Raw genomic sequence first — 25,235 nt, 5'->3', positions numbered from 1 at the left:
ACATCCTCCATGATTACTGGGCTTGAACGCGCAGTTCTGCGGCACTGCGACTCTGGTGACCAAGTAGCGTGCGCAAGTCCGCCGCTTGTGGTTTCACCAAGTAGAACTTTGGAATCCATTCATCAAAGTTCGCCAAGATATCTTCTGCGTGGCTAGAGCCGGTTTCTTCGAGATGTTCGGCAATCAGACCACGCAAGTGCTCTTGGTGGATGTAGAGATCTGACAGAGATATCGCTTCAACCGATTCGTTGTTCACGCGACCTTGGAAGTCTTGGTTCTCATCCAATACGTATGCAAACCCGCCGGTCATGCCTGCGCCGAAGTTCACGCCAGTCGCGCCTAGAATGGCAACAATACCACCGGTCATGTACTCACAAGCGTTATCACCAGCGCCTTCAATGACGGCAATCGTACCTGAGTTACGTACGCCGAAACGCTCACCTGCTTTACCTGCCGCAAACAGTTTACCGCCGGTCGCACCGTACAGACAGGTGTTACCAATGATGGTTGCTTCATTACACTTAAATGCAGTGCCAAGGTGAGGTTTGATAACCACCTTACCGCCAGCCATGCCTTTACCTACGTAGTCGTTGGCATCACCAGTGAGGTAAAGCTCTACGCCACCTGCGTTCCAAACGCCAAATGACTGACCAGCGGTGCCATCCAAATGCAGTTTGATTGGCGTTGCCGCCATGCCTTGGTTGCCGTAACGCTGAGCGATTTCACCTGATAGACGAGCACCAACAGAACGGTCGGTGTTGATCACGTTGTAGAAGAAGCTAGCAGATTGACGTTTCTCAACCGCTTGCAGCGCGTCTTCAATGATCTTGTTGTTTAGCTCTGCTTTATCAAATGGTGTATTTGGCTGTGTCCAATAAAGAGGGTGCCCTTCTGGAGAGACTGGTGCCTCAAGGATATTCGACAAATCCAGCTTGGTTTGTTTTGCTGTCAGACCTTCAACGGTCTCCAATAAATCGGTACGACCGATCAAGTCAGTCAGTTTTTCAACACCAAGTTCAGAGAGTAATCCGCGTACTTCGTCCGCCAGACCAATGAAGTAGTTCATCACCATTTCCGGAAGACCTTTGAAGTACTCTTTACGCAGCGTCTCGTCTTGAGTTGCAACGCCAGTAGCACAGTTGTTGAGGTGACAAATACGTAGGAACTTACAACCCATTGCCACCATTGGCGCAGTACCAAAACCGAAGCTTTCGGCACCGAGAATTGCCGCTTTCACCACGTCCAGACCGGTTTTTAGACCACCATCTACCTGTAGACGAATCTTATGACGTAGACCATTAGCAACCAGTGCTTGTTGTGTCTCTGCCAGTCCCAATTCCCAAGGGCTACCTGCGTATTTCACTGAGGTTAGTGGGCTTGCTGCAGTACCACCGTCGTAACCCGAGATGGTAATGAGATCAGCGTAGGCCTTTGCTACACCTGTTGCGATGGTGCCGACGCCTGGCTCAGAAACTAACTTCACCGAAACCAATGCGTTTGGATTGACTTGTTTTAGGTCGAAGATCAGCTGGGCTAAGTCTTCAATCGAATAAATATCGTGGTGTGGAGGAGGGGAGATCAGAGTCACCCCCTGTACCGAATAACGCAGTTTTGCGATTTCTGCGGTGACTTTGTGTCCCGGTAACTGACCACCTTCACCTGGCTTCGCACCCTGTGCGACCTTGATCTGCAGTACGTCCGCATTGGTTAGATAGTGAGGCGTAACCCCAAATCGCCCGGAAGCAATCTGCTTGATGCGTGAGTTACGCTCTGTACCGAAGCGACGTGGATCTTCACCACCTTCACCTGAGTTAGAGTAGCCTCCGAGACGGTTCATCGCTGTTGCAAGTGCTTCGTGTGCTTCTGGGCTAAGTGCACCAATGGACATTGCCGCCGAGTCAAAACGTTTGAAGAGTTCTGTGCTTGGCTCGATTTGCTCAAGTGGTAATGGGGAATCTGATTTTTTCAACGCCATTAAGTCACGTAGCATGGCAACAGGACGTTGGTTCACCTGTTTAGCAAAGCTCTGATAATCGTTGCTTTCGCCTGATTTCACCGCAGTTTGCAGTGTGCCAACCACGTCTGGATTGTAGGCGTGATATTCACCACCGTGGACATATTTCAATAAACCACCATGCTCGATGGCTTTACGTTTCGCCCAAGCTTTGCGAGAAAGGTTGTACAAGTCTTGTTGGAAGTCGTCGAAATTTGCGCCTTCAATACGAGTTGTTGCACCTTTAAAGCACAAATCGACCACTTCTTGGCTCAAGCCAACTGCTTCAAACAGTTGTGAGCAACGGTAAGAGGCGATGGTAGAAATCCCCATTTTCGACATGATCTTGTACAGGCCTTTGTTGATGCCGTATTGGTAGTTTTGCATCACATCGCGATAGTCTTTTTCTAGCGCTTTATCATCAATGAGTTTACCTAGTGCTTCATAAGCAAGGTATGGGTAAACGGCAGTGGCACCAAATCCAAGCAAGACGGCAAATTGGTGTGGGTCACGTGCCGTGGCTGTTTCAACAACAATGTTGGCATCACAACGTAAGTTCGCATCGATCAGGCGAGTTTGAACGGCACCGACCGCCATTGCTGCAGGAATTGGCAGTTTGCCTTTAACTAAAGCACGATCCGAAAGCACCACTAGCACAGTGCCTTCACGCACCACGTGTTCTGCTTGCTCACACAGATCATCAATGGCTTGTTTAAGATCTTTCTGTTGTGGATCGTAGTTGATATCGAGAATGGTATTACGATAGTAATTGTCTCCAAGCTCGAGTAATTGCTGCATGTCTGAGTAAAGTAACACTGGTGAATCGAAGGTTACTCGGTGCGCGTGTCCATCAGTTTCACAGAAGACATTCATCTCTTGACCGATGCTGGTTGCTAGTGACATCACGTGTTTTTCACGCAGTGGATCGATCGGCGGGTTGGTTACCTGCGCGAACTTCTGACGGAAATAGTCAGTCACCAAGCGCTCTTTAGAGGATAAGACGGCCATCGGGGTGTCATCACCCATAGAGCCGACCGCTTCTTGTCCCATATCACCGAGAACGCGCAACACCTGATCGACTTCTTCGTTGCTCATGGCGAATTGCTTTTGGTAAGTCTTAAGCAAGTCTTCATCAAAGCTGCGCTCGCCAACTTGCTCTTCTGGTAATTGAGCAAAAGGCGTGAGTTTGCGAACGTTGTTTTCCATCCATTCGCGATAAGGGTGGCGAGATTTCAGATCGTTATCGATCTCACTTGATTGCCATAGTTTGCCTTTGCGAGTATCGACAACCAGCAGTTCGCCTGGACCAACGCGCCCTTTTTCGGCAACCTCATCCGGAGCGTAATCCCAAATGCCGATCTCTGATGCTAGAGTGATCAGCCTGTCTTTAGTTATCACATAACGTGCAGGACGCAGACCATTACGATCTAAGTTACATGCGGCGTATCGACCATCGGACAGAACGATACCTGCCGGACCATCCCATGGCTCCATATGTTTGGAGTTGAAGTCATAAAACGCTCGCAGATCTGGGTCCATATCTGGGTGGTTTTGCCATGCTGGTGGCACAAGCATGCGCATGGCACGGAAGATATCCATACCGCCTGCTAAAAAGAGATCCAACATATTATCCAAGCTGGAAGAGTCAGAGCCTGTCTCGTTCACAAATGGTGCTGCAGTTTGAAGATCTGGCAACAGTGGCGATGAAAACTTGTAAGCACGAGCGCGAGCCCATTGGCGGTTACCTTCAATGGTATTGATCTCACCATTATGAGCGAGGTAACGGAACGGTTGAGCCAGAGGCCAACGAGGTTGAGTATTGGTTGAAAAACGCTGGTGGAACAGGCAGATAGCAGATTCCATGCGTAGATCAGCAAGATCAAGATAGAAGCGCGGTAAGTCCGCAGGCATGCACAAACCTTTGTACACCAGAACTTGCGTTGACAAGCTACAGATGTAGAAGTCAGGATCTTCTGTAATTTGTTTCTCGATGCGACGGCGTGCGATATAGAGGCGACGTTCAATGTCACGCTCGCGCCAACCTGCTGGTGCAGAGATAAAGACTTGTTGAATGTCTGGAAGTGAATCAGCAGCGATCGGACCGAGTACTTCTGAATTAGTTGGAACCTCACGCCAGCCCGCTACGGTTAAGGTCTCTTGAGCCAGTTCTTTGTTTACGATGTCTTTGGTGAGTTGAGCTTTCACCGGATCTTGGTTAAAGAAAATCATCCCCACGGCGTATTGCTTGCCAAGGTTGAATCCATTTTCTTCGGCGATAAGGCGTAAATAGGAATCGGGCTTTTGTAGAAGAAGACCACAACCATCACCGGTTTTTCCATCGGCGGCGATGCCACCACGGTGGGTCATGCGATCAAGTGCAGAAATTGCTGTACGTACCAGCTTGTGACTTTGCTCGCCTTCCATGTGCGCGATTAAGCCAAATCCACAGTTGTCTTTCTCAAGACTTGGATCATAAAGAGCCATTGCAATTCTCCCTTTGCTTATCTGTCATCCCGACAGATATATCAACACTGCTCAAGTTGATAATGATGACTAACTATGCGTCACTTTCTAAGTTTTATGTATATCTATTCAATAAAATTCGTCAAATATCTTAACAAAAATTGTGTGTTTTATTTTCACCAACTTCACAAGCTATAGCTTATTGTAAAAAAGGTCAAGTTATTAGTGAATAATCACGTGAATATGCGATTTACCATTTAATTGGCTAAAATAATCTAATAAATTCAGTTAGATAGAAAAACGATTGTTACAAAAAAGTAACATTTGATTCTGACAGGAATAAAAAAGACCAGCACAAAATGCTGGTCAAAATAAAAAGGTTGGAAGGAACTGTTTTCTTTCTTTGCTACCAGCCATCGATACTACTGATGGCTGGGTTTAATGCTCAGAAAGAGGAAGTGAGAACACTCCCTTTACGCAGAAAGCATCAGTGAATCTGCTTTTGCTTCTAGGTTTGTGCCACCCATTAAATAGTCATCGATAGCACGGGCACATTCACGACCTTCGTTGATACAACGAACAACCAGAGATTGTCCTGTTCGCATATCACCAGCTGCAAATACGCCTTCTTGGTTTGTAGCAAAACCTTGGGTTGCTACATTACCGCGATCATCGAGTGCAATATCCAATTGAGCAAGTACACCTGTTGGTTCTGGGTGCAGGAAGCCCATCGCTAGGAATGCCATATCACATGGGATAACTCGCTCACTGCCTTCTACTTCTTTGAAGCTCGGACGTTCGCCTAGTTTCGCATCTTGCCAAACGATGTCAGCTAAACGAAGACCTGTAACTTCACCCTTGTCATTGCCAATGAACTCTTTGGTCAGGATGTTCCAGTGACGATCAACACCTTCTTCATGAGAGGTCGAAGTACGTAGAATCATTGGGTACTGTGGCCATGGCATGTTAGCCGGGCGCTTCTCTGGTGGAATCGGCATGATTTCAACCTGAGTGATGCTTGCTGCGCCATGACGGTTAGATGTACCCACACAGTCAGAGCCGGTATCACCACCACCGATCACCACAACATGCTTACCCGCAGCGTGAAGTTCTTCACCCTTAAGATCCATATCATTGGCACGACGGTTGTTTTGACCTAGGAACTCCATTGCAAAATGGACGCCTTTTAGTTCACGACCCGGAACGGGCAAATCACGTGGAACAGTTGAGCCACCAGTCAGCAGAACCACATCGAATTCTTGACGTAGTTGCTGAGCATTCACATCGACACCAACGTGTTGGTTTACTTTGAATTCGATACCCGCTTTTGCCATCAAGTTGATTTTGCGGTCAATCACATCCATACCCAGTTTGAAGTCTGGGATACCAAAACGCAGTAGACCACCCACTTTCTCGTCTCGCTCGAATACAGTCACAGTATGACCCGCGCTATTTAGCTGCTCGGCAGCCGCAAGACCTGCAGGACCTGAACCGATGATCGCAACAGTTTTACCTGTGCGAGAGCGTGGTGTTTTTGGTTTGGCGTACCCTTCTCGATACGCCGTTTCTACGATGGTTTTCTCGATATTACAGATAGTGATCGGGTCTTGGTTGATGCCAAGTACACAAGCACTTTCACATGGTGCTGGGCAAACACGACCAGTAAACTCAGGGAAGTTATTAGTCGAGCTTAGAATGTTCCATGCTTCTTCCCAGCTATCACGATAAACTGCGTCATTAAACTCTGGGATGATGTTACCGATAGGGCAGCCGTTATGACAAAACGGCACACCACAATCCATACAACGAGAAGCCTGAGTATTGATCTTGTCACCAAACTCCTCGTTCAGAACGAACTCTTTGTTGTTCTTGATGCGTTCAGCTGGGTCGATCTTCTGTGGTAGTTCACGACCATGCTCTAAAAATCCAGTAGGCTTACCCATTATACGGCCTCCGCTTGAGTTTCGTTTCCTTGAGACTGTGCTTCAGCTTTACGCTTTTGAAGAACCGCTTTGTAGTCACGCGGCATTACCTTAACCATAGAGGCTAGGCTAGCTTCAAAATTGTTTAGGAAAGACTGAGCGACTTCACTTCCTGTGAATTGAACATGCTTAGTTAGCATGTCGAGTAATAGATCTCTGTCTTCTTGCTCGATTGGATCTAGGTCTACTAGCTCTGGGTTCAGTTTCGACTCAAAGTCACCTGATTTATCCCACACGTAAGCCACGCCGCCACTCATACCTGCGGCAAAGTTACGACCTGTTGAGCCAAGGATAATTGCAGCACCACCAGTCATGTATTCACAACCGTGGTCACCGACGCCTTCTACTACTACTTTTGCGCCTGAGTTACGAACACAGAAACGTTCGCCAGCCATGCCGCGAATGAAAGACTCGCCCGAAGTTGCACCGTAGAAACACACGTTACCAACCACGATGTTGTCTTCTGCGACAATGCTTGATTTTGCGTCTGGGTAAAGTACCAACGTACCGCCAGATAAGCCTTTACCCCAGTAGTCATTCGCATCGCCTTCCACTTCGAACTTCACGCCTTTAGCGAGGAATGCACCGAATGACTGACCCGCAGAGCCTTTGAACTTCACGTTCATTGGTTGAGGTAGACCCGCATCTTTGTACACTTTCGAGATTTCGTTCGACAACATGGTACCTGCAGAGCGGTCCGTGTTAACGATAGGGAATTCGGCATTCACCGCTTCGCCTTTCTCGAGTGCCGGGATAGCTGCTTGAATCAGCTTGCGGTCTAGTACTTCTTCTAGGTTGTGGTTCTGCTGAGCTTGGTTGAATACGCCATCGGCTTCGCGTGGCTGTTCAACGTGGAGAACAGGAGACAGATCTAGGTTCTTGTATTTCCAGTGAGAAACGTCTTGGCGAATCTTCAGCTTCTGACCTTGACCGACCATCTCATCGATAGTGCGGAAGCCAAGTTCAGCCATGATTTCACGCAGACCTTGTGCCATGTATTGGAAGAAGGTTACGACGTCTTCTACGCGACCATCAAAGCGCTCACGAAGCGTCTTGTTTTGAGTCGCGATACCAACAGGACATGTGTTCTTATGACACTTACGCATCATGATACAACCTTCAACCACCAATGCTGCGGTTGCCACGCCCCATTCTTCTGCACCGAGTAGTGTTGCCACTGCAAGGTCGCGAGGTGTCTTCATCTGACCATCCGCTTGAACCACGATACGGTTACGTAGACCGTTCTTCAGTAGTGTTTGGTGCGTTTCTGCCAAGCCAAGTTCCCAAGGAAGACCTGTATGACGGATTGAAGACATTGGGGATGCACCTGTACCACCGTCGAAACCTGCGATAAGTACAACGTCCGCTTTCGCTTTCGCTACACCAGAAGCGATCGTACCTACGCCTGCTTCTGATACCAGCTTCACGTTTACACGACCTGCGCGGTTCGCATTCTTCAAGTCGTAGATCAGCTGAGCCAAATCTTCGATTGAGTAGATATCGTGGTGTGGCGGTGGTGAGATAAGACCGACGCCCGGAGTTGAGTGACGTGTTGCACCGATCCAGTCGTCTACTTTATCACCTGGTAGCTGACCACCTTCACCTGGCTTCGCACCTTGAGCCATTTTGATTTGCAGCTCTTCAGCGTTAGTTAGGTAGTAAGAGGTTACGCCGAAACGACCTGAAGCCACCTGCTTGATCGCAGAGCGTTCCCAATCGCCGTTCTCTTTACGCTCGAAACGCATTGGGTCTTCACCACCTTCACCAGAGTTCGATTTCGCGCCAAGGCGGTTCATAGCAACAGCCAGTGTGGAGTGTGCTTCGTAAGAAATAGAACCGAATGACATAGCACCGGTCGCGAAGCGTTTCACGATGCTTTCAATTGGCTCGACGTCGTCGATAGAGATAGAACCTGCTGGGTTCTTAATGAACTCAAGTTGGCTGCGCAGGGTTACCGCGTTGTCGCCTTGCTTATCTACGGCTGTCGCATATTGCTTGAACTGATCGTAGTTCTTGTTGCGCGTAGACTCTTGCAGTAGAGAAATGGTTTCTGGGTTGAAGAGGTGCTTCTCGCCACGCTGTTTCCATTGGTAAACACCGCCTACATCCAGCATTTGAATTGGGATTTCGCGTTGTGGGTAACCGATGCGGTGACGGATAAGTACTTCTTTGGCGATATCATCAAGGGTTAGACCTTGGATACGAGAAACCGTACCTGTGAAGTACTTGTCGACCACTGATTTGTGGATACCCAAGGCTTCGAAGATTTGCGCACCGTGGTATGACTGTAGCGTAGAGATACCCATCTTCGAGAAGATCTTCAGAAGACCGCCATTGATCGCTTTACGGTAGTTGTTGAACAGATCGCGAGGGTTCGCTTCTGGATCCAACTTCTTCGTACGTTGAAGCTCAATGATGGTTTCAATCACTAGGTAAGGGTTAACCGCATTCGCACCGTAACCAAGTAGCGTTGCAAAGTGGTGCGTTTCACGTGCGTCACCGGTTTCAACCACGATGTCACACTTCGCACGTAGACCTTTACGGATCAAGTGGTGGTGCACTGCGCCAACTGCCAGCATTGCTGGGATCGCCGCGTGGTTTGAATTTACTGCACGGTCAGTTAATAGGATGATTGAGTAACCATCGATAACCGCGTCTTCTGCGTATTGGCAGATACGTTTTAGAGCGCGCTCAAGCTTGCCTTGATCTTCATTAGCTTGGAACACGATATCCAGTGTCTTCGCTTGTAGGTGCTCGTTATCGATCGCACGCAATTTCTCAAGCTCAGAGTTCGCCAGAACAGGCGATTCCAATTCTACTTTCTGACAGTGAAGTGGTGTTTCAGTCAGAAGGTTTTGGTCTTTACCCAAGTAAGTGTTCAGTGACATAACCATACGCTCACGGATCGGGTCGATCGGTGGGTTGGTTACCTGTGCGAACAGTTGCTTGAAGTAGTTTGAAAGATGTTGAGACTGATGAGATAGAACCGCAAGAGGCCAGTCTGCACCCATGGCTGATAATGGCTCTTTCGCATCATTCGCCATTGGAACGATGATTTCGTTCACTTCTTCAGTGCTCACACCGAAAGCTTGTTGACGGTGCAACAAACGCTCAGGAGAAGGTTGGCTGAACTGGTTGCTTGCATCTGGCAGCTTCTTCAAGCTCAGTAGGTTTTCTTCTACCCACTTCTCGTAAGGCTGCGCCGTTGCAATGGTGTCTTTCACTTCTTCATCAGAGATGATGCGACCTTGCTCTAGGTCAGCAACGAAGATACGACCTGGCTGTAGACGCCCACGGAACTCTACGTTCTCTGGTTCAATATCCACAACACCAGATTCTGATGCCATCACTAGGAAGTTGTCTTTGGTCACTGTGTAGCGAGAAGGGCGCAAACCGTTACGGTCGAGTGTCGCACCAACTTGAACACCGTCAGTAAAACATACTGAAGCTGGACCATCCCATGGTTCCATGATGTTCGCGTGGTACTGATAGAACGCGCGACGTTTAGGATCCATGTTTTTGTTTTCTTGCCATGCTTCCGGGATCATCATCATCAATGCGTGTGGCAGGCTACGACCAGAAAGAACTAGGAGCTCAAGTGCCATATCGAAGTTAGATGAATCCGAGCTACCTTCCTGACAGATTGGAAGAAGCATGTCGATTTCAGCCTGAGTAAATAGGTCTGATTCTAAGATTGCTTCACGGGCTTTCATCCAGTTCAAGTTACCGCGAACTGTATTAATTTCACCATTGTGGGCAATGTAACGGAAAGGCTGTGCAAGACGCCATTTCGGGAAGGTATTGGTAGAGAAACGAGAGTGTACCAGTGCCAGTGCTGTCACCATGGTTGGGTTTTGCAGATCAAGGAAATACTGAGGTACTTGCTCGGTTGTTAACTGACCTTTGTACACCAATGTCTTGTAAGACATTGAGTTAATGTAGAAGTCGTCACCAATGTTCGAAACGCTTTCTAGGCAAACTCGCACAGTGTAGTTACGAAGTACGTACAGTTTGCGTTCTAGCTCTTCAGGTGTGATGCCTGGGCCACCAGAGATAAACACATGCTCAAACTGAGGCTCAGTGCTTAGCGGGTCAGCACCGATCATTGAGTTGTCGGTTGGCAAAACGCGGTAGCCGATAACTTCGAGGTCTAGACGCTGTGCGTTGCGTTCTAGAATATCTCTGCATTGTTCGCGTTTGTATTCGTCTTTCGGGAAAAGAACGACACCAACACCATACTTTTCGAACGAAGGCAGTTTAATGCCTAGCTTAACGGCTTCTTCTAATAGGAATTCATGAGGTTTTTGTAGCAAGATACCCGCACCATCACCGCTGCATGGGTCACAACCTTGACCACCACGGTGTTCCATGCGAGCCAGCATATCCAATGCTTGAGTCACTACTTCATGAGATTTACGGTTTTTAAGGTGAGCAACAAAACCGATACCACAAGCGTCATGCTCCAGTTCCGGAGTGTACAGACCCTGTGAATTTTGCTCTCTATCTACCATAGATACATCCTTCCAGTTCAATGTCGACGCAAGAACCCCGGACAGATCTCGACTGTCTTAGGTACGCTCTGTACGTCTTGTCCTTTATATTTATGATTCGCCACTGATCGAGGTTGACCAGTCTTGATTCCTTTCCGTATCTCGCAGGAAAAATTTTGCGAGAAAAACAATCCTTGGTGATATCCCTTTATTTATTGCCACAATTTAGTGACTTATATAGGTGGGAGCGGGATAACGCCGACAATTCCCGCAGTTGATGTTGTAATAAAAGTCACAAAAACGACGGGGTTGTGTAAGTATCCTACAATTTTGTGACTTCGAAATGCAACGAAAAGTCGTCTTTGTGACCCAATTTTTCGTTTAAATATTCACTTTTTGTTTAACATTTACGCAACATTGCAGGTTTTAAGTTGGTTTTATGCAGTTTTATTGATTTCGCACCGCCACCTGTTTGTTTGAATTGACTAGAATTATTTGTTTTTTCTTGCAGGGATGTAATTTAGTTACATAAATCGTAGTGAGATTTATTACGGTTTACTATTGGTGAGAATCTATGCAGTTACATGAGTTGGTCAACACATTAGGCCAAGACCTTCAGCGCCGTTATGGCGAAAAAGTCCATAAACTGACTTTGCACGGTGGTTTCAGTTGTCCAAACCGCGATGGCACTATTGGTCGAGGTGGATGCACATTTTGTAATGTGGCTTCATTTGCGGATGAAGAAGTACAGATCAAAAGTATCCACGATCAATTGAAAGATCGTGCTGGAGAGATCCACAGGGCGAAGAAGTATCTGGCATATTTTCAGGCGTACACCAGTACCTATGCAGAAGTGCAAGTTCTTAAAAACATGTACGAGGAAGCACTCAAGGCTGCAGATATTGTTGGTTTGTGTGTTGGGACTCGCCCTGATTGTGTTCCTGACGCAGTACTGGATCTATTGTCGGACTACGTGAATCAAGGTTATGAGATTTGGCTAGAGCTAGGTCTTCAAACTGCCAACAATGACACCCTCAAGCGTATCAACCGTGGTCATGACTTTGAGTGTTATGCAGAAATCACCAAACGTGCTCGGGCACTAGGTATTAGAGTTTGTACTCATCTGATCGTCGGTTTGCCTAGAGAAACACGCGATGACAACATCGACACATTGCGTAAAGTTTTGGACGTCGGCACAGATGGTATCAAACTGCATGGTTTACATATCGTAGAAGGCAGTACGATGGCGAAAGCGTGGCGTGCCGGAAAGCTAGAAGCCCCAGAATTGGAGGATTATGTTGCTATCGCCAGTGAAATGATCCGCATGACTCCTAAAGAAGTGATCTTCCATCGCGTTTCCTCAGCTGCTCGCCGTCCTACTCTTTTGTCGCCGTTGTGGTGTGAAAACCGCTGGTTAGCGATGACTGAAATTGGTCGTGCATTGGATCGAGAAGGCTCACAAGGCAGCTTAACTGGTGATGCCTTCATCTATATCAAACCAGAATTAAAGGCAGAATGATCGATTAATAACTGTTATATTTCCTCCGATTTGCTTGAAAGGTCGGAAAAATGGATCAGTTACTCAATTGGCTCTGGGATGGGCAGGGCGACTACGGATTTGTGGTCCTGCTCTCTGTTGTATGTGTAATCACAGTTACGCTGATCTATATACGATTTCAATCTGCTTTAAAACTTATCGTTACGGACTCTCCTTACCCTGTTCTCGTGTTAGATGCGGGCAGTGGTCAATTGTTGCTCTCCAATGATTCTGCCATGCAATTTCTTGGTATCCGCCGTTTAGGTTCTGGGTTTCTCTATCCTGCTTCTTTTAATACTGACGAGATAATTGCATTACTTGATAGCTTTTCCAGCCGACATTTTGGGCAGCAGCTGTTTGATTGGCGGTTGTCTGAAACAGAGAATATTAAGATTGAGTTATCTGGTCGAAAGAGCTTACTTCGTGGGCATCGCGTATGGATTATTTACGCTCAGCCTTACCAGTTTACTCGCCAAGAGCAGCAACAAGAATTAGAGCAGTTAGGTATTGCTCGTTCCGCTCTCGACTCGTTATCTGAATTGATATGTCTGCAAGATAAGCAAGGTAAAGTACTGACAACCAACCGTGCGTTTGACCTGTTTTGGGAAGGGCGCAGAGAAGAAGCTTGCTCCTCCAAGATGAACCCAATAGCTACACGTAAAACTGAGAGGCGTTGGACAACCGATCAGCAAGGTCGAAGTTGTTTGTTGGAAGTAAACCAAAGTTCTTTGGTTTCTCAGTCCGGAGAGATGATTGGTACTTTATCTATCAGCCATGATGTTACTGAATGGCACAAGATGCAGCAGAATTTGCGCGACGAAATGGAACGTCGTAAAGATACCGAAGTCGCCTTGGCACAGCGCGATACCATCTTACAAACCATTTTGGATGCCAGCCCAGACTCTATCGGTATCTTCAATGAAAACATGGTTTACCAGGCTTGTAATAAGCCATTTGTGAATGCGTTAGGCATTTCTGATGTAGGGGATTTGATTGGTAAGCGACTACAAGACGTAGTGCCTGATGATATTTACCTTCGTTTGGAAGCTAGTGACATGCAAGCATTGCAGCAAACACAACCTGTACGCTACATCGATAAAGTGAGCAGCACTGATGGGTATCATACTTGGTTTGATGTGGTGAAATCGCCATTTAAAGACCGAGCATCGGGTACTAACGGTGTATTGATTATGGCACGTGATATCTCTGAGCGTTATCTTGCAGAGCAAAAGCTTGAGGAAGCGAATTTGGAGTTAGAAAAATTAAGCTTCTCTGACAGCCTGACAAAAGTCGCTAACCGTCGCCGCTTCGATGAACAACTTCATACTCTTTGGTATCACCATATTCGTGAGAAATTGCCGCTGACGATCATGTTGTGTGATATTGATTTCTTTAAAGACTATAACGACTGCTATGGTCACCAAAAAGGTGATGATGCTTTAGTCCAAGTCGCTGCGGCGTTTCAACAGGTGGTGAGTCGGTCATCGGACTGCGTAGCACGATATGGTGGGGAAGAGTTTGGCTTTATCTTGCCAAACACCACAACGGAAGGTGCACACAAAGTTGCCAAACGCATCCATGAACAAATCCATGAACTTGCTGTGGAACATAGTAACTCAACGACTTCGGATCGGTTGACGGTGAGTATCGGCTTTGTTTCTTACATCCCGCATCATGGTGACGAACCAGAAATGGGCGTTGCAATGGCAGACAGCGCACTCTATCAAGCTAAGGCTGATGGGCGTGACTGCACTCGAGTTCATCCTGGTTCTTATTAACGCTTTGTGACCGCTTGCTCTAAGTTGAGAGCAGGCGGTTTAAATCACCGTATCAAACACGTTAAACTGCGAATACACAGCATGAGGCGTTGATGAGCCCTGAAGCGTCGCCATTTCAGTTGTGTGTCTTTCAAACATTGATGCTGTTGAGTAACTGCGCTTAACGGTTTTGCTTTTCAAACTGATCAGGGTTCGATGTCTAGCTTGTTCCATGGAGTAGTGAATGAAGCCCATGAAAAATCTCGCCCAGTACTATGTTGACCTATTGGTTAAGCTGGGGATTGTCCGTTTCTCGATACTACTGGCGTTGGCGCTGGTTGCACTGGCTGTTGTTGTGCAAGTTGGTATCACGTTGGCGCTTAAGGGTAACGTTGACGATATAGATATCGTTCGTTCGGTATTCTTTGGTCTACTTATTACCCCTTGGGCGGTGTATTTCCTATCTGTCGTGGTGGATCAGCTTGAAGAGTCTCGTCAAAGACTGACCAAGTTAGTATCTAAGCTTAAGGACATGCGTTCGCGTGACCAAGAGCTGAACTTTCAACTGCAGCAGAACATTGAAAAGCTCAACCAAGAAATTGAAGAGCGTATTAAAGCAGAAGAAGCACGTGAAGAAGCGATGCAAGACTTGGAGAATGAGGTGTTCCAACGTGAGCGTACTCAGCTTGAGCTTGCCGAGCGTACGGCGCTGTTACGTTCTTTTATCGATGCATCTCCAGATTTGATTTACTACCGCAACGCTGATGGCGTTTTTTCTGGCTGTAACCGCGCGATGGAAGAGTTAACTGGTAAGAAAGAGCACCAATTAGTGGGCTTGAGCCCTTGGGATGTCTACAGCAAAGAAGTGGCTGAGCATATCGTCGATACCGACCAAAAAGTCTTTGCTGATAACCAAGCAATTACCTACGAGCAATGGCTAGAATACCCTGATGGTCGCAAACATTACTTTGAATTGCGCAAAGTACCGTTCTACAGCAAAGATGGTCGCCACCTTGGTCTGGTTGGTTTCGGTCGCGATATCACCGAGCGTAAGCGTCATGAAGAATCATTAGAAAAAGCCAGCCGTGATAAAACCACCTTTATCTCCACTATCAGTCATGAGCTGCGCACACCGTTAAACGGCATTGTAGGCTTGAGTCGTATGTTGCTTGATAGTCAGTTGACTGAAGAGCAACGTAAGCACATGCAAACCATCAATGTTAGTGCCATTACTTTGGGCAACATCTTTAACGACATTATCGACATGGACAAATTTGACCGTCGTAAGTTGGAGTTGTTACCTGCACCATTGAATTTTGAAGACTTCGTCGCTGAAATTGAGAGTATCTCGGCTCTGATGGCTGAACAGAAAGGGCTACGCTTCGATCTAGAGCGTTTGAGCTCGCTACCAAAAGCGATAGAAGTGGATGCGACACGTCTACGCCAGGTTATCTGGAACTTGGTTAGCAACGCCATGAAGTTCACCAAAGAAGGTGGCGTCGTAATGACGGTGAGCGCCGATGTTGAAGAAGATTACGCAACCATCATTATGGAAGTGGAAGACACCGGTATTGGTATTCCAGACGAAGAGCTCGATAAGATCTTTGCGATGTACTACCAAGTGAAATCAGGCAAAGATAACCTGCATGCGGTGGGTACTGGTATCGGTTTGGCGGTTTCTAAGCAGCTGATCAACATGATGGACGGTGACATTACCGTAGCAAGTGAGGAAGGATTCGGTAGTACCTTTACCGTATCGATTCACGTGCCAGTGGTTGAGTTAGAAGCACCTGTTATCGATGCAAAACGCGACAATGTACATCTTAATATCTTTATGGTCGAAGACATCGAACTTAATGTCACTGTTGCGAAATCTCTGCTCGAAAGCTTGGGGCACTCTGTTACTGTCGCAATGACGGGTGAGGAAGCGCTGGTGAACTTCGTACCGGATGAATACGACTTAGCTTTGCTTGATATTCAGCTTCCGGACATGACTGGGTTTGACGTGGCTAAGTACTACCGTGAACACTACGATAATCTACCGCCGCTGGTGGCATTGACTGCGAATGTCATGAAAGATCGTCGTGAATATCTCGATAACGGTATGGATGATGCCATAAGCAAACCACTTGCAGTTCAAGCGTTACAAGCGGTGATCGATAAGTTCTTCGTTGAGCGCGTTGAGAACAATGAGAGTGTGATGGAAGAGATCGCAGAAGCTGAAGTCATCGAAGAGGCGACACCGATGCCATCTCCAGTCATCAATACCCACTTGCTGGATCTTGATATGCTAGAGTCTTACGTGGATATCGTTGGCGTAAAGCCTGTGTATGACAGTATTAAGATGTTTGAAGACATGATGCCTGATTATATCGAGGTGTTGGACTCAAACATGACGGCAAAAGACCAAGACGGTATTGTTTCTGAAGCACATAAAATTAAAGGTGCAGCAGGCTCGATTGGTTTAAAACACATCCAAAGCGTCGCACAGAAAGCACAATCTCCTGATATGCCTGCTTGGTGGGAAAACATATCGGATTGGGTCGAAGAAATTAAAAACGAATATCAAAATGATATTCAAGTATTGAAGAGTTGGTTGGAACAGAGGAAATAAAATGAAGAAATTTGCATCGGCAGCACTGGCAATTGCGCTACTGGCGGGTTGTAGTTCTGCTCCTCAAGTTGGATGGCAACAAGGCAGCCAAGTCACGATGAATACAGTGAACGTTGAGCTAAAGAGCAACCTATGGGTAAACCTGATGCCAACCATTGGTGAAGTTCAAGAGCAGAACGTTCATGGCGCATTGTACCTAAAAGCAGATAATGAGCTGCCTGCAAACTTAACGGTTGATGCTCTGATTATTAAGCAAGGTGATTCAGAGTGGGAAATTGATGGTGACTTATTAGAGTTACGTACCCACAGTGAAAATCAGTGGGAAGTGGCGTTTGTATGGCAAATCGAAGCGGATATGGAGAAGTCGGTCGATTTGGCGTTATTGTTAGATGACGCAGGCAAGAAAGAGTGGTTAGTCGAGAAAGGCATCAAGATCGACAAAGTGTATTAGCCACTAAGCTTGTATTAACCATTAAGTTTGCATTCATTGCTAAGTGACAGATAGCAAAAGGGCTTGCTCATTGAGCAAGCCCTTATTGTTTATGCTGGGGCAGATTAGTCTTCTAGATCGCCACAGAAGCGGTAGCCTTCACCGTGAATAGTCGCGATGATTTCAGGTGTACCTGATACTGATTCGAAGTGCTTACGAATGCGACGGATAGTTACGTCTACAGTACGGTCATGTGGCTTAAGCTCACGACCTGTCATCTTCTTAAGAAGGTCAGCACGAGTTTGAATCTTACCTGGGTTCTCACAGAAGTGCAGTAGAGCACGGAACTCAGAGCGTGGCAGTTTGTAGCTGTCACCAGATGGGCTCACTAGAGAGCGGCTGTTGATGTCTAACACCCAACCGTTGAACTCGTATTTTTCTACCGAGCGTTTCTCTTCCTGTACAGCGTTAGTGCTCATTGAGCGGCTTAGCAGGTTGCGAGCACGGATAGTTAGTTCACGCGGGTTGAATGGTTTCGTGATGTAGTCATCAGCACCGATTTCAAGACCTAGGATCTTGTCTACTTCATTGTCACGACCAGTCAGGAACATCAGTGCGATGTTCGCTTGCTCGCGAAGTTCACGTGCTAGAAGGAGACCATTCTTGCCTGGAAGATTAATGTCCATAATAACCAAGTTGATTGAATTTTCAGACAACACTTGGTGCATTTCTTCACCGTCACTGGCTTCAAAAACAGCGTATCCCTCTGCTTCAAAAATACTCTTAAGAGTGTTACGAGTTACTTGCTCATCTTCTACGATAAGAATCTGCGGGGTTTGCATTGGCGGTACCTAAATTTGTGACAAAATTGTGCTAATAGAATAAATTCTAGGCAAAAATATAACATACAGGTAATGTGATTTTGATAATAAATCAAGTTGATCAAAAAAACACTTCTTTCAGTTATCCGCCTTCCTTGGAATTTTGCCAACTCACCAGTATCCGATGGCGACGTTTATTCTATAGGGCTTGTTTACCTTTCAATTCCCTGTAATTACGGAGCCTGAAACGTAAACACCCTAAGATATGGAGCGGATTTTATATTGTTAACAGCATGCTAACAATGCTCAAATGTTAATTCCATTCAGTTTGTTGATTTACATCAATTGATGAAATGTAACTGTTATTAATCGTTTAAGAGTTATGATAGAAAAAAGTAATACGAACATAGACGCATCGTTATGGAATGCTTATTCAGAGTCTTTCTTCCGTTTTCACGCTGAATGGGAGGTAACCAACTACGCGGTGATAACTGCTTGGAACCCTTACAGTAATCTGCGGTCAAAAGAAGAGAACTGCATAAGTAATCATAAACTCGAACAACAATTAAACCACGTTAAATACGTGCCTGTCACGGTTGGCGATCAGACATTTGAATGGTTTGAAGAGAGCTATGCTGCTGAGTTAACACCGCAAGCCGCAATAGACCTGGCGAATCAATTTCAACAAAACGCGATTTATTACGTCATTGATGACGAGCTTTACTTGATTGCTTGTTCAGAACCTGAAGTTTTGCACAAGCTCGGAACAATACAGCCGCGACTCGTCTAGAAGGATACTACTTATCTGAGCTTCAGCTTAGGTGAGACAATTCACGGAGGAAATATGAGAGACATAACACCAGACATTTGTGACCAGTTTGAGGACCAAGTCATCCTGCTTAGCTTACCATTGCAGAACTTTGGTCAACGCACGGCCTTTCATGGCGAGATTGTCACTGTACGTTGTTACCACGATAACTCCAAAGTACGCGAAGTACTGAACGAAGATGGCACTGGAAAAGTGCTGATTGTTGATGGACACGGCTCATGTCAAAAAGCGTTGCTAGGTGATCAGCTCGCGATTCTCGGTATCGAAAATGGTTGGGAAGGCATTATTGTTTACGGTGCGATTCGCGATGTGGCACAAATGTCACAAATGGATATTGGTGTTCAAGCTTTGGGTACATGCCCGTTTAAAACAGAGAAGCGTGGCGTGGGAGAAGTCAACGTGACATTGACGATGCAAAACCAAATCGTGCAGCCAAAACACTATGTTTACGCAGACTGGAATGGGGTTTTGATTTCGAAAGAAGCGCTGGACTTCTAGAAGCGGAAACCTAATCCTACTTCGAAGCCTTGTTGCCAATCTTGGTAATCTAGAGTGGCGTGAAGATCCAAATTCTCGGTGATTTTCACGCGACTTGAGACTTCAGCAGCAAGGCTACTGTCTTCTTCTCGGATACCTTCCGCCGTTTCAGCTTTATAAGATCTAACAGTACTTTTCACTGTTACTCGATCATTAAAGTGATAACTGATCCCACTAAGAAAACCGCTTTGGTTTTTTGTTGGCGAGTTGTTGACTCGCGCACCAACGTAAAGATCAACGGAATCAAACAGCTCGTATGAGTAACCACCATCTATGTTCCATACATCGAAGCTATCTGTTTGATAGTTTTCACTAGAGATGAAAAGCTTGTGTGGAGACGAAGAAGTTTTGCCTGGAAGAGGCGGAAGATCGTTAGCAAGACAAACGCTAGGCACGGCGAATAGCAACAGAAAAATCCATTTTTTCATGTGACCACTCCTTGTGTCTAACTTTGTTATTAGTATGTGCTAAAAGCTTCTCACTATTAAAGCATAGAATATGAAAGCCAGCTCATTTATTTTCCACTTAATTCGATCCTAGGAACCTTGATCACAGTTAAGTTGTTGTTAAATAGAACCTGCAAAGATCAGTTTTCGATTGTGCATATTTGCATCAAGATCTTACATAGGATCTTCATCCTAATAGATCTGTAAGACCCATGAGCGAATGACTGAAAAAAAAGAATAAAATCGTAAGCAGACTAACTCATTGTAATTACACTTAAATATCAACGACATTGCGCAGCAGAAATCTCTACAAGGCCGGAAAATACACAATTTTTTGTTGACTCTGTTTCGGAAACTCGGTAAACGTAGAGTTAAGAAAACACACAACTATCGTTGAATATTTATTTATGACATCTCACAGCCAAGTAGTAATGACCACAACCATTATTATTACCGACACGACCAATGTTGGGGCAGGCTGCTGAGCGAAAGAAATTCACAAGAAAGGCCTGTATCCAACAAGATACAGGCCTTTTTTTATGCTTTTTTATAAAGAATTTAGACAGATCTAAGAAGATACATCGGAGGAAGGGATGCGAGTATTAAAGTTTGGCGGCTCATCATTAGCGGATGCAGATCGCTTTCTAAGAGCGGCGGATATCATCGCCAACAATGCGCAGCAAGAAGAAGTCGCAGTGGTACTTTCAGCACCAGGTAAAACGACCAATAAACTGGTCGCGGTGATTGAAGGTGCACTTCGCAATGGTGAAGCTGAGTTGCAAATCAATGAACTTGAAGCTTCGTTCAAAGCATTATTTTCAGATATCCAAAATGTATTGCCAAACATCGATGGTGCTGCATTTGATAACCAAGTAAAAACTTCACTTTCTCAGCTTCGCCAATTCGTTCATGGCATTAATCTTCTTGGTATGTGCCCAAACAACGTCAACGCACGCATCATTAGTAAAGGTGAGCGCGTCTCGATTCAGTTGATGAAAGCGGTATTAGAAGCGAAAGGGCAACCTGCGCATCTTATCGACCCAGTCGAGTATCTATACGCAAAAGGCGATCACCTAGAAGCGATGGTCGATGTTGAAGTCTCTACTCAGAACTTCCGCCAAAATCCTCTTCCTCAAGGTCACGTAAATATCATGCCTGGTTTTACCGCAGGTAATGAGAAAGGTGAGTTAGTAACACTTGGTCGTAATGGCTCTGACTACTCTGCTGCGGTTCTTGCAGCGTGTTTGCGCGCAGATTGCTGTGAAATTTGGACTGACGTTGATGGTGTTTACAACTGTGACCCTCGTTTGGTGGAAGATGCTCGTCTTCTTAAATCACTGAGCTACCAAGAAGCGATGGAGCTTTCTTACTTTGGTGCATCCGTTCTGCATCCGAAAACCATCGCACCTATCGCACAGTTCCATATTCCTTGTCTGATCAAAAACAGCTTTAACCCACAAGGGGCAGGTACGTTGATTGGTCAAGACACTGGCGAAGATAACCTCGCTATCAAAGGCATCACGACGCTGAACGACCTAACGATGGTTAACGTGTCTGGTCCTGGTATGAAGGGTATGGTTGGCATGGCAAGCCGAGTATTTGGTGCAATGTCATCAGCTGGTGTGTCTATCGTTCTGATCACTCAATCTTCTTCTGAGTACAGCATCAGCTTCTGTATTGAAGCGCAAGACAAAGCAAAAGCACAACAAGTGTTGGCGGATGCGTTTGAACTTGAACTAAAAGACGGTCTACTTGAACCAGTCGAGTTCATTGATGATGTTTCTATTGTGACACTTGTGGGTGACGGTATGCGTACATCACGCGGTGTTGCATCTCGTTTCTTCTCATCTCTTGCTGAAGTGAACGTAAACATTGTCGCCATTGCACAGGGCTCATCTGAGCGTGCAATCTCAGCTGTGATTCCTGAAGATAAAATCTCTGAAGCGATCAAAGCCTGTCACGAGAACCTATTCAACTCTAAGCACTTCTTAGATGTATTCGTGGTTGGTATTGGCGGCGTTGGTGGTGAACTGGTGGATCAGATCGAGCGTCAACAAGCGAAGCTTGCGGAAAAAGGCATTGTGATTCGCGTATGCGGCTTAGCAAACAGTAAAGGTCTTCTACTTGATAGTGAAGGGCTGCCACTGGAGCATTGGCGTGACCGTATGTCGGCAGCGACAGAAGAATTCAGCCTAGCGCGTCTGATTTCTTTAGTACAACGCAACCACATCATCAACCCAGTATTGGTTGACTGTACTTCAAGTGAAGATATCGCGAATCAATACGCAGACTTCCTAGCTGCAGGTTTCCACGTAGTCACGCCAAACAAGAAAGCAAACACAGCAAGCATGGCCTACTACCATCAACTTCGCGATGTTGCGCGCAGCTCTCGTCGTAAGCTGATGTATGAAACAACCGTAGGTGCAGGTCTACCGGTAATCGAAAACCTACAAAACTTAATCTCAGCAGGTGATGAACTAGAGCGCTTCAGCGGCATCCTTTCTGGCTCTCTTTCTTACATCTTCGGCAAGTTAGACGAAGGCATGAGCCTAAGTGAAGCAACCAACATCGCCAAGCAAAACGGCTTTACCGAACCTGATCCTCGTGATGATCTATCGGGTATGGACGTTGCGCGTAAGCTACTTATCCTTGCTCGTGAAGCTGGTATGTCCCTAGAACTAGAAGATGTTGTGGTTGATCAAGCTCTGCCACCAGGTTTTGACGACTCAGGCAGCGTTGAAGAGTTCATGGAACGTTTACCAGAGGCGGACGCGTACTTTAAAGAGCTGTCAGCTAAAGCGGCGGAAGAGGGCAAAGTGCTGCGTTATGTGGGTGAAATTGTTGATGGTAAATGCACGGTAAGCATTGCTGCCGTAGATGAAAATGATCCGATGTTTAAGATCAAAGATGGTGAAAACGCACTGGCATTCTACAGCCGCTACTACCAACCAATTCCACTGGTATTGCGTGGTTACGGTGCAGGTACTGAGGTTACGGCTGCGGGCGTATTCTCGGATGTGATGCGTACTTTAGGTTGGAAGCTAGGGGTATAACGACAATGAGTTCAAGTGATATGGATGTAGTGGTCTACGCCCCAGCATCAATTGGTAATGTAAGCGTTGGTTTTGATGTTCTGGGGGCGGCGGTGTCCCCAGTTGATGGCACACTATTGGGTGACCGTGTATTGGTTAAATCTGGGGCTGAGCCGTTCAGCCTAAAGACGGCTGGTGATTTTGTTGAGAAGCTACCAACTGAGCCAAAAGAGAACATCGTTTACGATTGTTGGGTAGTGTTTGCTCGCGAGCTAGACAAGAAAGGCGTCGAGCTAAAGCCACTTGAAATGACACTAGAAAAGAACATGCCAATCGGCTCTGGATTAGGCTCAAGTGCATGTTCTATCGTTGCTGCATTAGATGCATTGAACCGATTCCATGGTCAGCCGCTTAACGAGACAGAGTTACTGGCGCTGATGGGAGAAATGGAAGGTAAGATCTCTGGTGGTATTCACTACGATAACGTCGCGCCGTGTTACCTTGGTGGTGTGCAATTGATGCTTGAAGAGTTGGGTATCATCAGCCAAGAAGTGCCTTGCTTTGATGACTGGTTCTGGGTGATGGCATATCCGGGTATCAAAGTATCAACAGCAGAAGCGCGTGAGATCCTACCATCTCAATACCGCCGACAAGATATCATTGCTCATGGTCGTCATCTTGCGGGCTTTATTCATGCGTGTCATTCTGGTCAGCCAGAACTTGCTGCAAAAATGATCAAAGACGTGATCGCAGAACCGTATCGTGAGAAACTGCTTCCGGGTTTTGCAAATGCACGTCAATACGCAGCGTCTGCGGGTGCATTGGCAACCGGTATTTCTGGCAGTGGTCCGACACTGTTCAGTATTTGCAAAGAGAAAGATGTCGCTGAGCGAGTTGCTCGCTGGTTAGAACAGAACTACGTACAAAACGAAGAAGGATTCGTCCACGTTTGTCGTTTAGATAAGCAGGGTTCGAAAGTAACAGGAAGTGAGCTATGAAGCTTTACAATATAAAAGAAAATGATGAACAAGTTTCCTTTGGTCAAGCCGTTCGCCAAGGGTTAGGTCGTAACCAAGGTCTATTTTTCCCATCGGAACTACCAAAATTTGAAGACGTTGATGCGCTACTGGCAGAAGACTTTGTCTCTCGTAGCACGAAAATCCTATCTGCACTGATTGGTGATGAGCTGGCGGAAGAGCAAGTTAACGCATTGGTTGACGCTGCATTCCAATTCCCTGCGCCAATTAATCAAGTGAAAGACGGTGTTTACGCTCTGGAACTGTTCCATGGTCCAACGCTTGCATTTAAAGACTTTGGTGGTCGCTTTATGGCGCAATCTCTTGCAGCCGTTTCGGACGGCGGCAAGATCACCATTCTGACTGCAACTTCTGGCGATACTGGCGCAGCCGTTGCGCATGCTTTCTACGGTATGGAAGACATCAACGTTGTGATTCTTTACCCGAAAGGCAAGATCAGCCCACTGCAAGAAAAGCTATTCTGTACGCTTGGTAAAAACATTCACACTGTCGCGATCGATGGTGACTTCGACGCGTGTCAGGCTCTGGTTAAGCAAGCTTTTGATGATTCGGCATTGCGTGAAGAGATCGGTCTGAACTCTGCAAACTCAATCAACATCAGCCGCTTGATGGCACAAATCTGTTACTACTTTGAAGCTGCCGCGCAAATGAGTAAGCAAGAGCGTGAAAACCTAGTCGTGTCTGTACCAAGTGGTAACTTTGGTAACCTAACTGCTGGTCTACTGGCAAAAGCACTGGGTCTGCCTATCAAACGTTTTATCGCTGCAACTAATGCTAATGACACGGTACCGCGTTACCTACAAACGGGTAAGTGGGAGCCAAAACCAACGGTTGCAACGACATCGAACGCGATGGACGTGAGTCAACCAAACAACTGGCCTCGTATCGAAGAGTTGTGTCGCGTGAAAGAGTGGGGCTTGGAGACGCTAGGAAAAGGTGCTGTATCTGATGAGCAAAGCGCTCAGTCAGTGAAAGACTTACATGCTTTAGGTTACCTGTGTGAACCGCACGGTGCGATTGCTTACCGTGTTCTTGAAGAGCAACTGCAAGATGGTGAGACCGGTCTGTTCCTATGTACTGCACACCCTGCGAAGTTCAAAGAAGTGGTGGATGACATTCTAGAATCAGATATCGACCTTCCTGCGCCACTAGCGAAGCACGCTGCGATGGAGTTGCTATCGGAAGATCTCGACGCAGACTTTGACGCACTGAAGCAAGTACTGCGCCGCGTGCAGTAAGCTTCAAAAGCACAGTAAGTATCAAAAAC

At 46.4% G+C, this 25,235-nt stretch carries 15 protein-coding genes and 1 other annotated feature; of the genes, 9 read left to right on the top strand and 6 right to left on the bottom strand.

Annotated elements, in window-relative coordinates; genetic code table 11:
* Window positions 1-13: 13 nt before the first annotated feature.
* The 3 genes from gltB (OH463_RS06890) to gltB (OH463_RS06880) form a co-directional block, all read right to left on the bottom strand.
* Window positions 14-4,477, bottom strand: a complete 4,464-nt coding sequence (gltB, locus tag OH463_RS06890; protein ID WP_269990928.1) for a glutamate synthase large subunit — start codon at window positions 4,475-4,477, stop codon at window positions 14-16.
* 452 nt (window positions 4,478-4,929) lie between these two features.
* The gene (locus OH463_RS06885) at window positions 4,930-6,399 is read right to left on the bottom strand and encodes a glutamate synthase subunit beta (RefSeq protein ID WP_269990927.1); all 1,470 of its coding nucleotides are present in this window, start codon (window positions 6,397-6,399) and stop codon (window positions 4,930-4,932) included.
* Window positions 6,399-10,949 carry a glutamate synthase large subunit gene (gltB, locus tag OH463_RS06880; protein ID WP_269990926.1) on the bottom strand — a complete coding sequence of 1,517 codons (4,551 nt, stop codon included), beginning with the start codon at window positions 10,947-10,949 and terminating at the stop codon, window positions 6,399-6,401. The genes OH463_RS06885 and gltB (OH463_RS06880) overlap by 1 nt, the downstream gene beginning before the upstream one ends.
* A 553-nt stretch (window positions 10,950-11,502) precedes the next feature.
* On the opposite strand from gltB (OH463_RS06880), the gene OH463_RS06875 reads away from it, so the two are divergent.
* On the top strand, window positions 11,503-12,447 hold the full coding sequence (locus OH463_RS06875; RefSeq protein ID WP_017190093.1) for a TIGR01212 family radical SAM protein: 945 nt from the start codon (window positions 11,503-11,505) through the stop codon (window positions 12,445-12,447).
* Window positions 12,448-12,497: 50 nt separating this feature from the next.
* Window positions 12,498-14,243 carry a sensor domain-containing diguanylate cyclase gene (locus OH463_RS06870; RefSeq protein WP_005447839.1) on the top strand — a complete coding sequence of 582 codons (1,746 nt, stop codon included), beginning with the start codon at window positions 12,498-12,500 and terminating at the stop codon, window positions 14,241-14,243.
* 39 nt (window positions 14,244-14,282) lie between these two features.
* Here OH463_RS06870 and OH463_RS06865 read toward each other — a convergent pair whose 3' ends face one another.
* The gene (locus tag OH463_RS06865) at window positions 14,283-14,477 is read right to left on the bottom strand and encodes a hypothetical protein (protein ID WP_005447847.1); all 195 of its coding nucleotides are present in this window, start codon (window positions 14,475-14,477) and stop codon (window positions 14,283-14,285) included.
* Between OH463_RS06865 and arcB the strand changes: the two genes are divergently transcribed.
* The gene (gene arcB, locus OH463_RS06860; RefSeq protein WP_038899012.1) at window positions 14,467-16,836 is read left to right on the top strand and encodes an aerobic respiration two-component sensor histidine kinase ArcB; all 2,370 of its coding nucleotides are present in this window, start codon (window positions 14,467-14,469) and stop codon (window positions 16,834-16,836) included. The genes OH463_RS06865 and arcB overlap by 11 nt on opposite strands.
* Before the next feature lies 1 nt (window position 16,837).
* Window positions 16,838-17,287, top strand: coding sequence for a hypothetical protein (locus tag OH463_RS06855; RefSeq protein ID WP_005447850.1), 450 nt, complete (start codon window positions 16,838-16,840; stop codon window positions 17,285-17,287).
* Window positions 17,288-17,391: 104 nt separating this feature from the next.
* On the opposite strand, the gene arcA is transcribed toward OH463_RS06855, so the two are convergent.
* Complete coding sequence (gene arcA, locus OH463_RS06850; protein ID WP_005447851.1) at window positions 17,392-18,108, bottom strand: two-component system response regulator ArcA; 717 nt, start codon at window positions 18,106-18,108, stop codon at window positions 17,392-17,394.
* Between the two features lie 361 nt (window positions 18,109-18,469).
* Here arcA and OH463_RS06845 point away from each other — a divergent pair, with 361 nt between their 5' ends.
* Entirely contained in the window at window positions 18,470-18,877 is a 408-nt protein-coding gene (locus OH463_RS06845) for a DUF3293 domain-containing protein (protein ID WP_005447853.1), read from the top strand.
* Between the two features lie 54 nt (window positions 18,878-18,931).
* Window positions 18,932-19,414, top strand: a complete 483-nt coding sequence (locus tag OH463_RS06840; protein ID WP_005447855.1) for a putative 4-hydroxy-4-methyl-2-oxoglutarate aldolase — start codon at window positions 18,932-18,934, stop codon at window positions 19,412-19,414.
* Here the strand turns inward: OH463_RS06840 and OH463_RS06835 are convergent.
* On the bottom strand, window positions 19,411-19,881 hold the full coding sequence (locus OH463_RS06835; RefSeq protein WP_005447857.1) for a hypothetical protein: 471 nt from the start codon (window positions 19,879-19,881) through the stop codon (window positions 19,411-19,413). The genes OH463_RS06840 and OH463_RS06835 overlap by 4 nt on opposite strands.
* Window positions 19,882-20,322: 441 nt before the next feature.
* Window positions 20,323-20,439: a sequence feature (Thr leader region), on the top strand.
* Between the two features lie 53 nt (window positions 20,440-20,492).
* Here OH463_RS06835 and thrA point away from each other — a divergent pair.
* Genes thrA through thrC form a run of 3 tightly spaced genes read left to right on the top strand, consistent with a single transcriptional unit; the run spans window position 20,493 to window position 25,206 of the window.
* Window positions 20,493-22,952 (top strand): bifunctional aspartate kinase/homoserine dehydrogenase I, encoded by a 2,460-nt coding sequence (gene thrA, locus OH463_RS06830; RefSeq protein WP_005447860.1) that lies wholly within the window; start codon window positions 20,493-20,495, stop codon window positions 22,950-22,952.
* 20 nt (window positions 22,953-22,972) lie between these two features.
* On the top strand, window positions 22,973-23,929 hold the full coding sequence (gene thrB / locus OH463_RS06825) for a homoserine kinase (RefSeq protein WP_005447861.1): 957 nt from the start codon (window positions 22,973-22,975) through the stop codon (window positions 23,927-23,929).
* Window positions 23,926-25,206 carry a threonine synthase gene (gene thrC, locus OH463_RS06820; RefSeq protein ID WP_005447862.1) on the top strand — a complete coding sequence of 427 codons (1,281 nt, stop codon included), beginning with the start codon at window positions 23,926-23,928 and terminating at the stop codon, window positions 25,204-25,206. Before thrB ends, thrC begins: the two co-directional genes overlap by 4 nt.
* Window positions 25,207-25,235: the final 29 nt, after the last annotated feature.

The organism is Vibrio sp. NFR (assembly GCF_027587095.1).
Lineage (GTDB): Bacteria > Pseudomonadota > Gammaproteobacteria > Enterobacterales > Vibrionaceae > Vibrio > Vibrio harveyi.
This window is presented reverse-complemented; position numbering and strand designations above follow the sequence as displayed.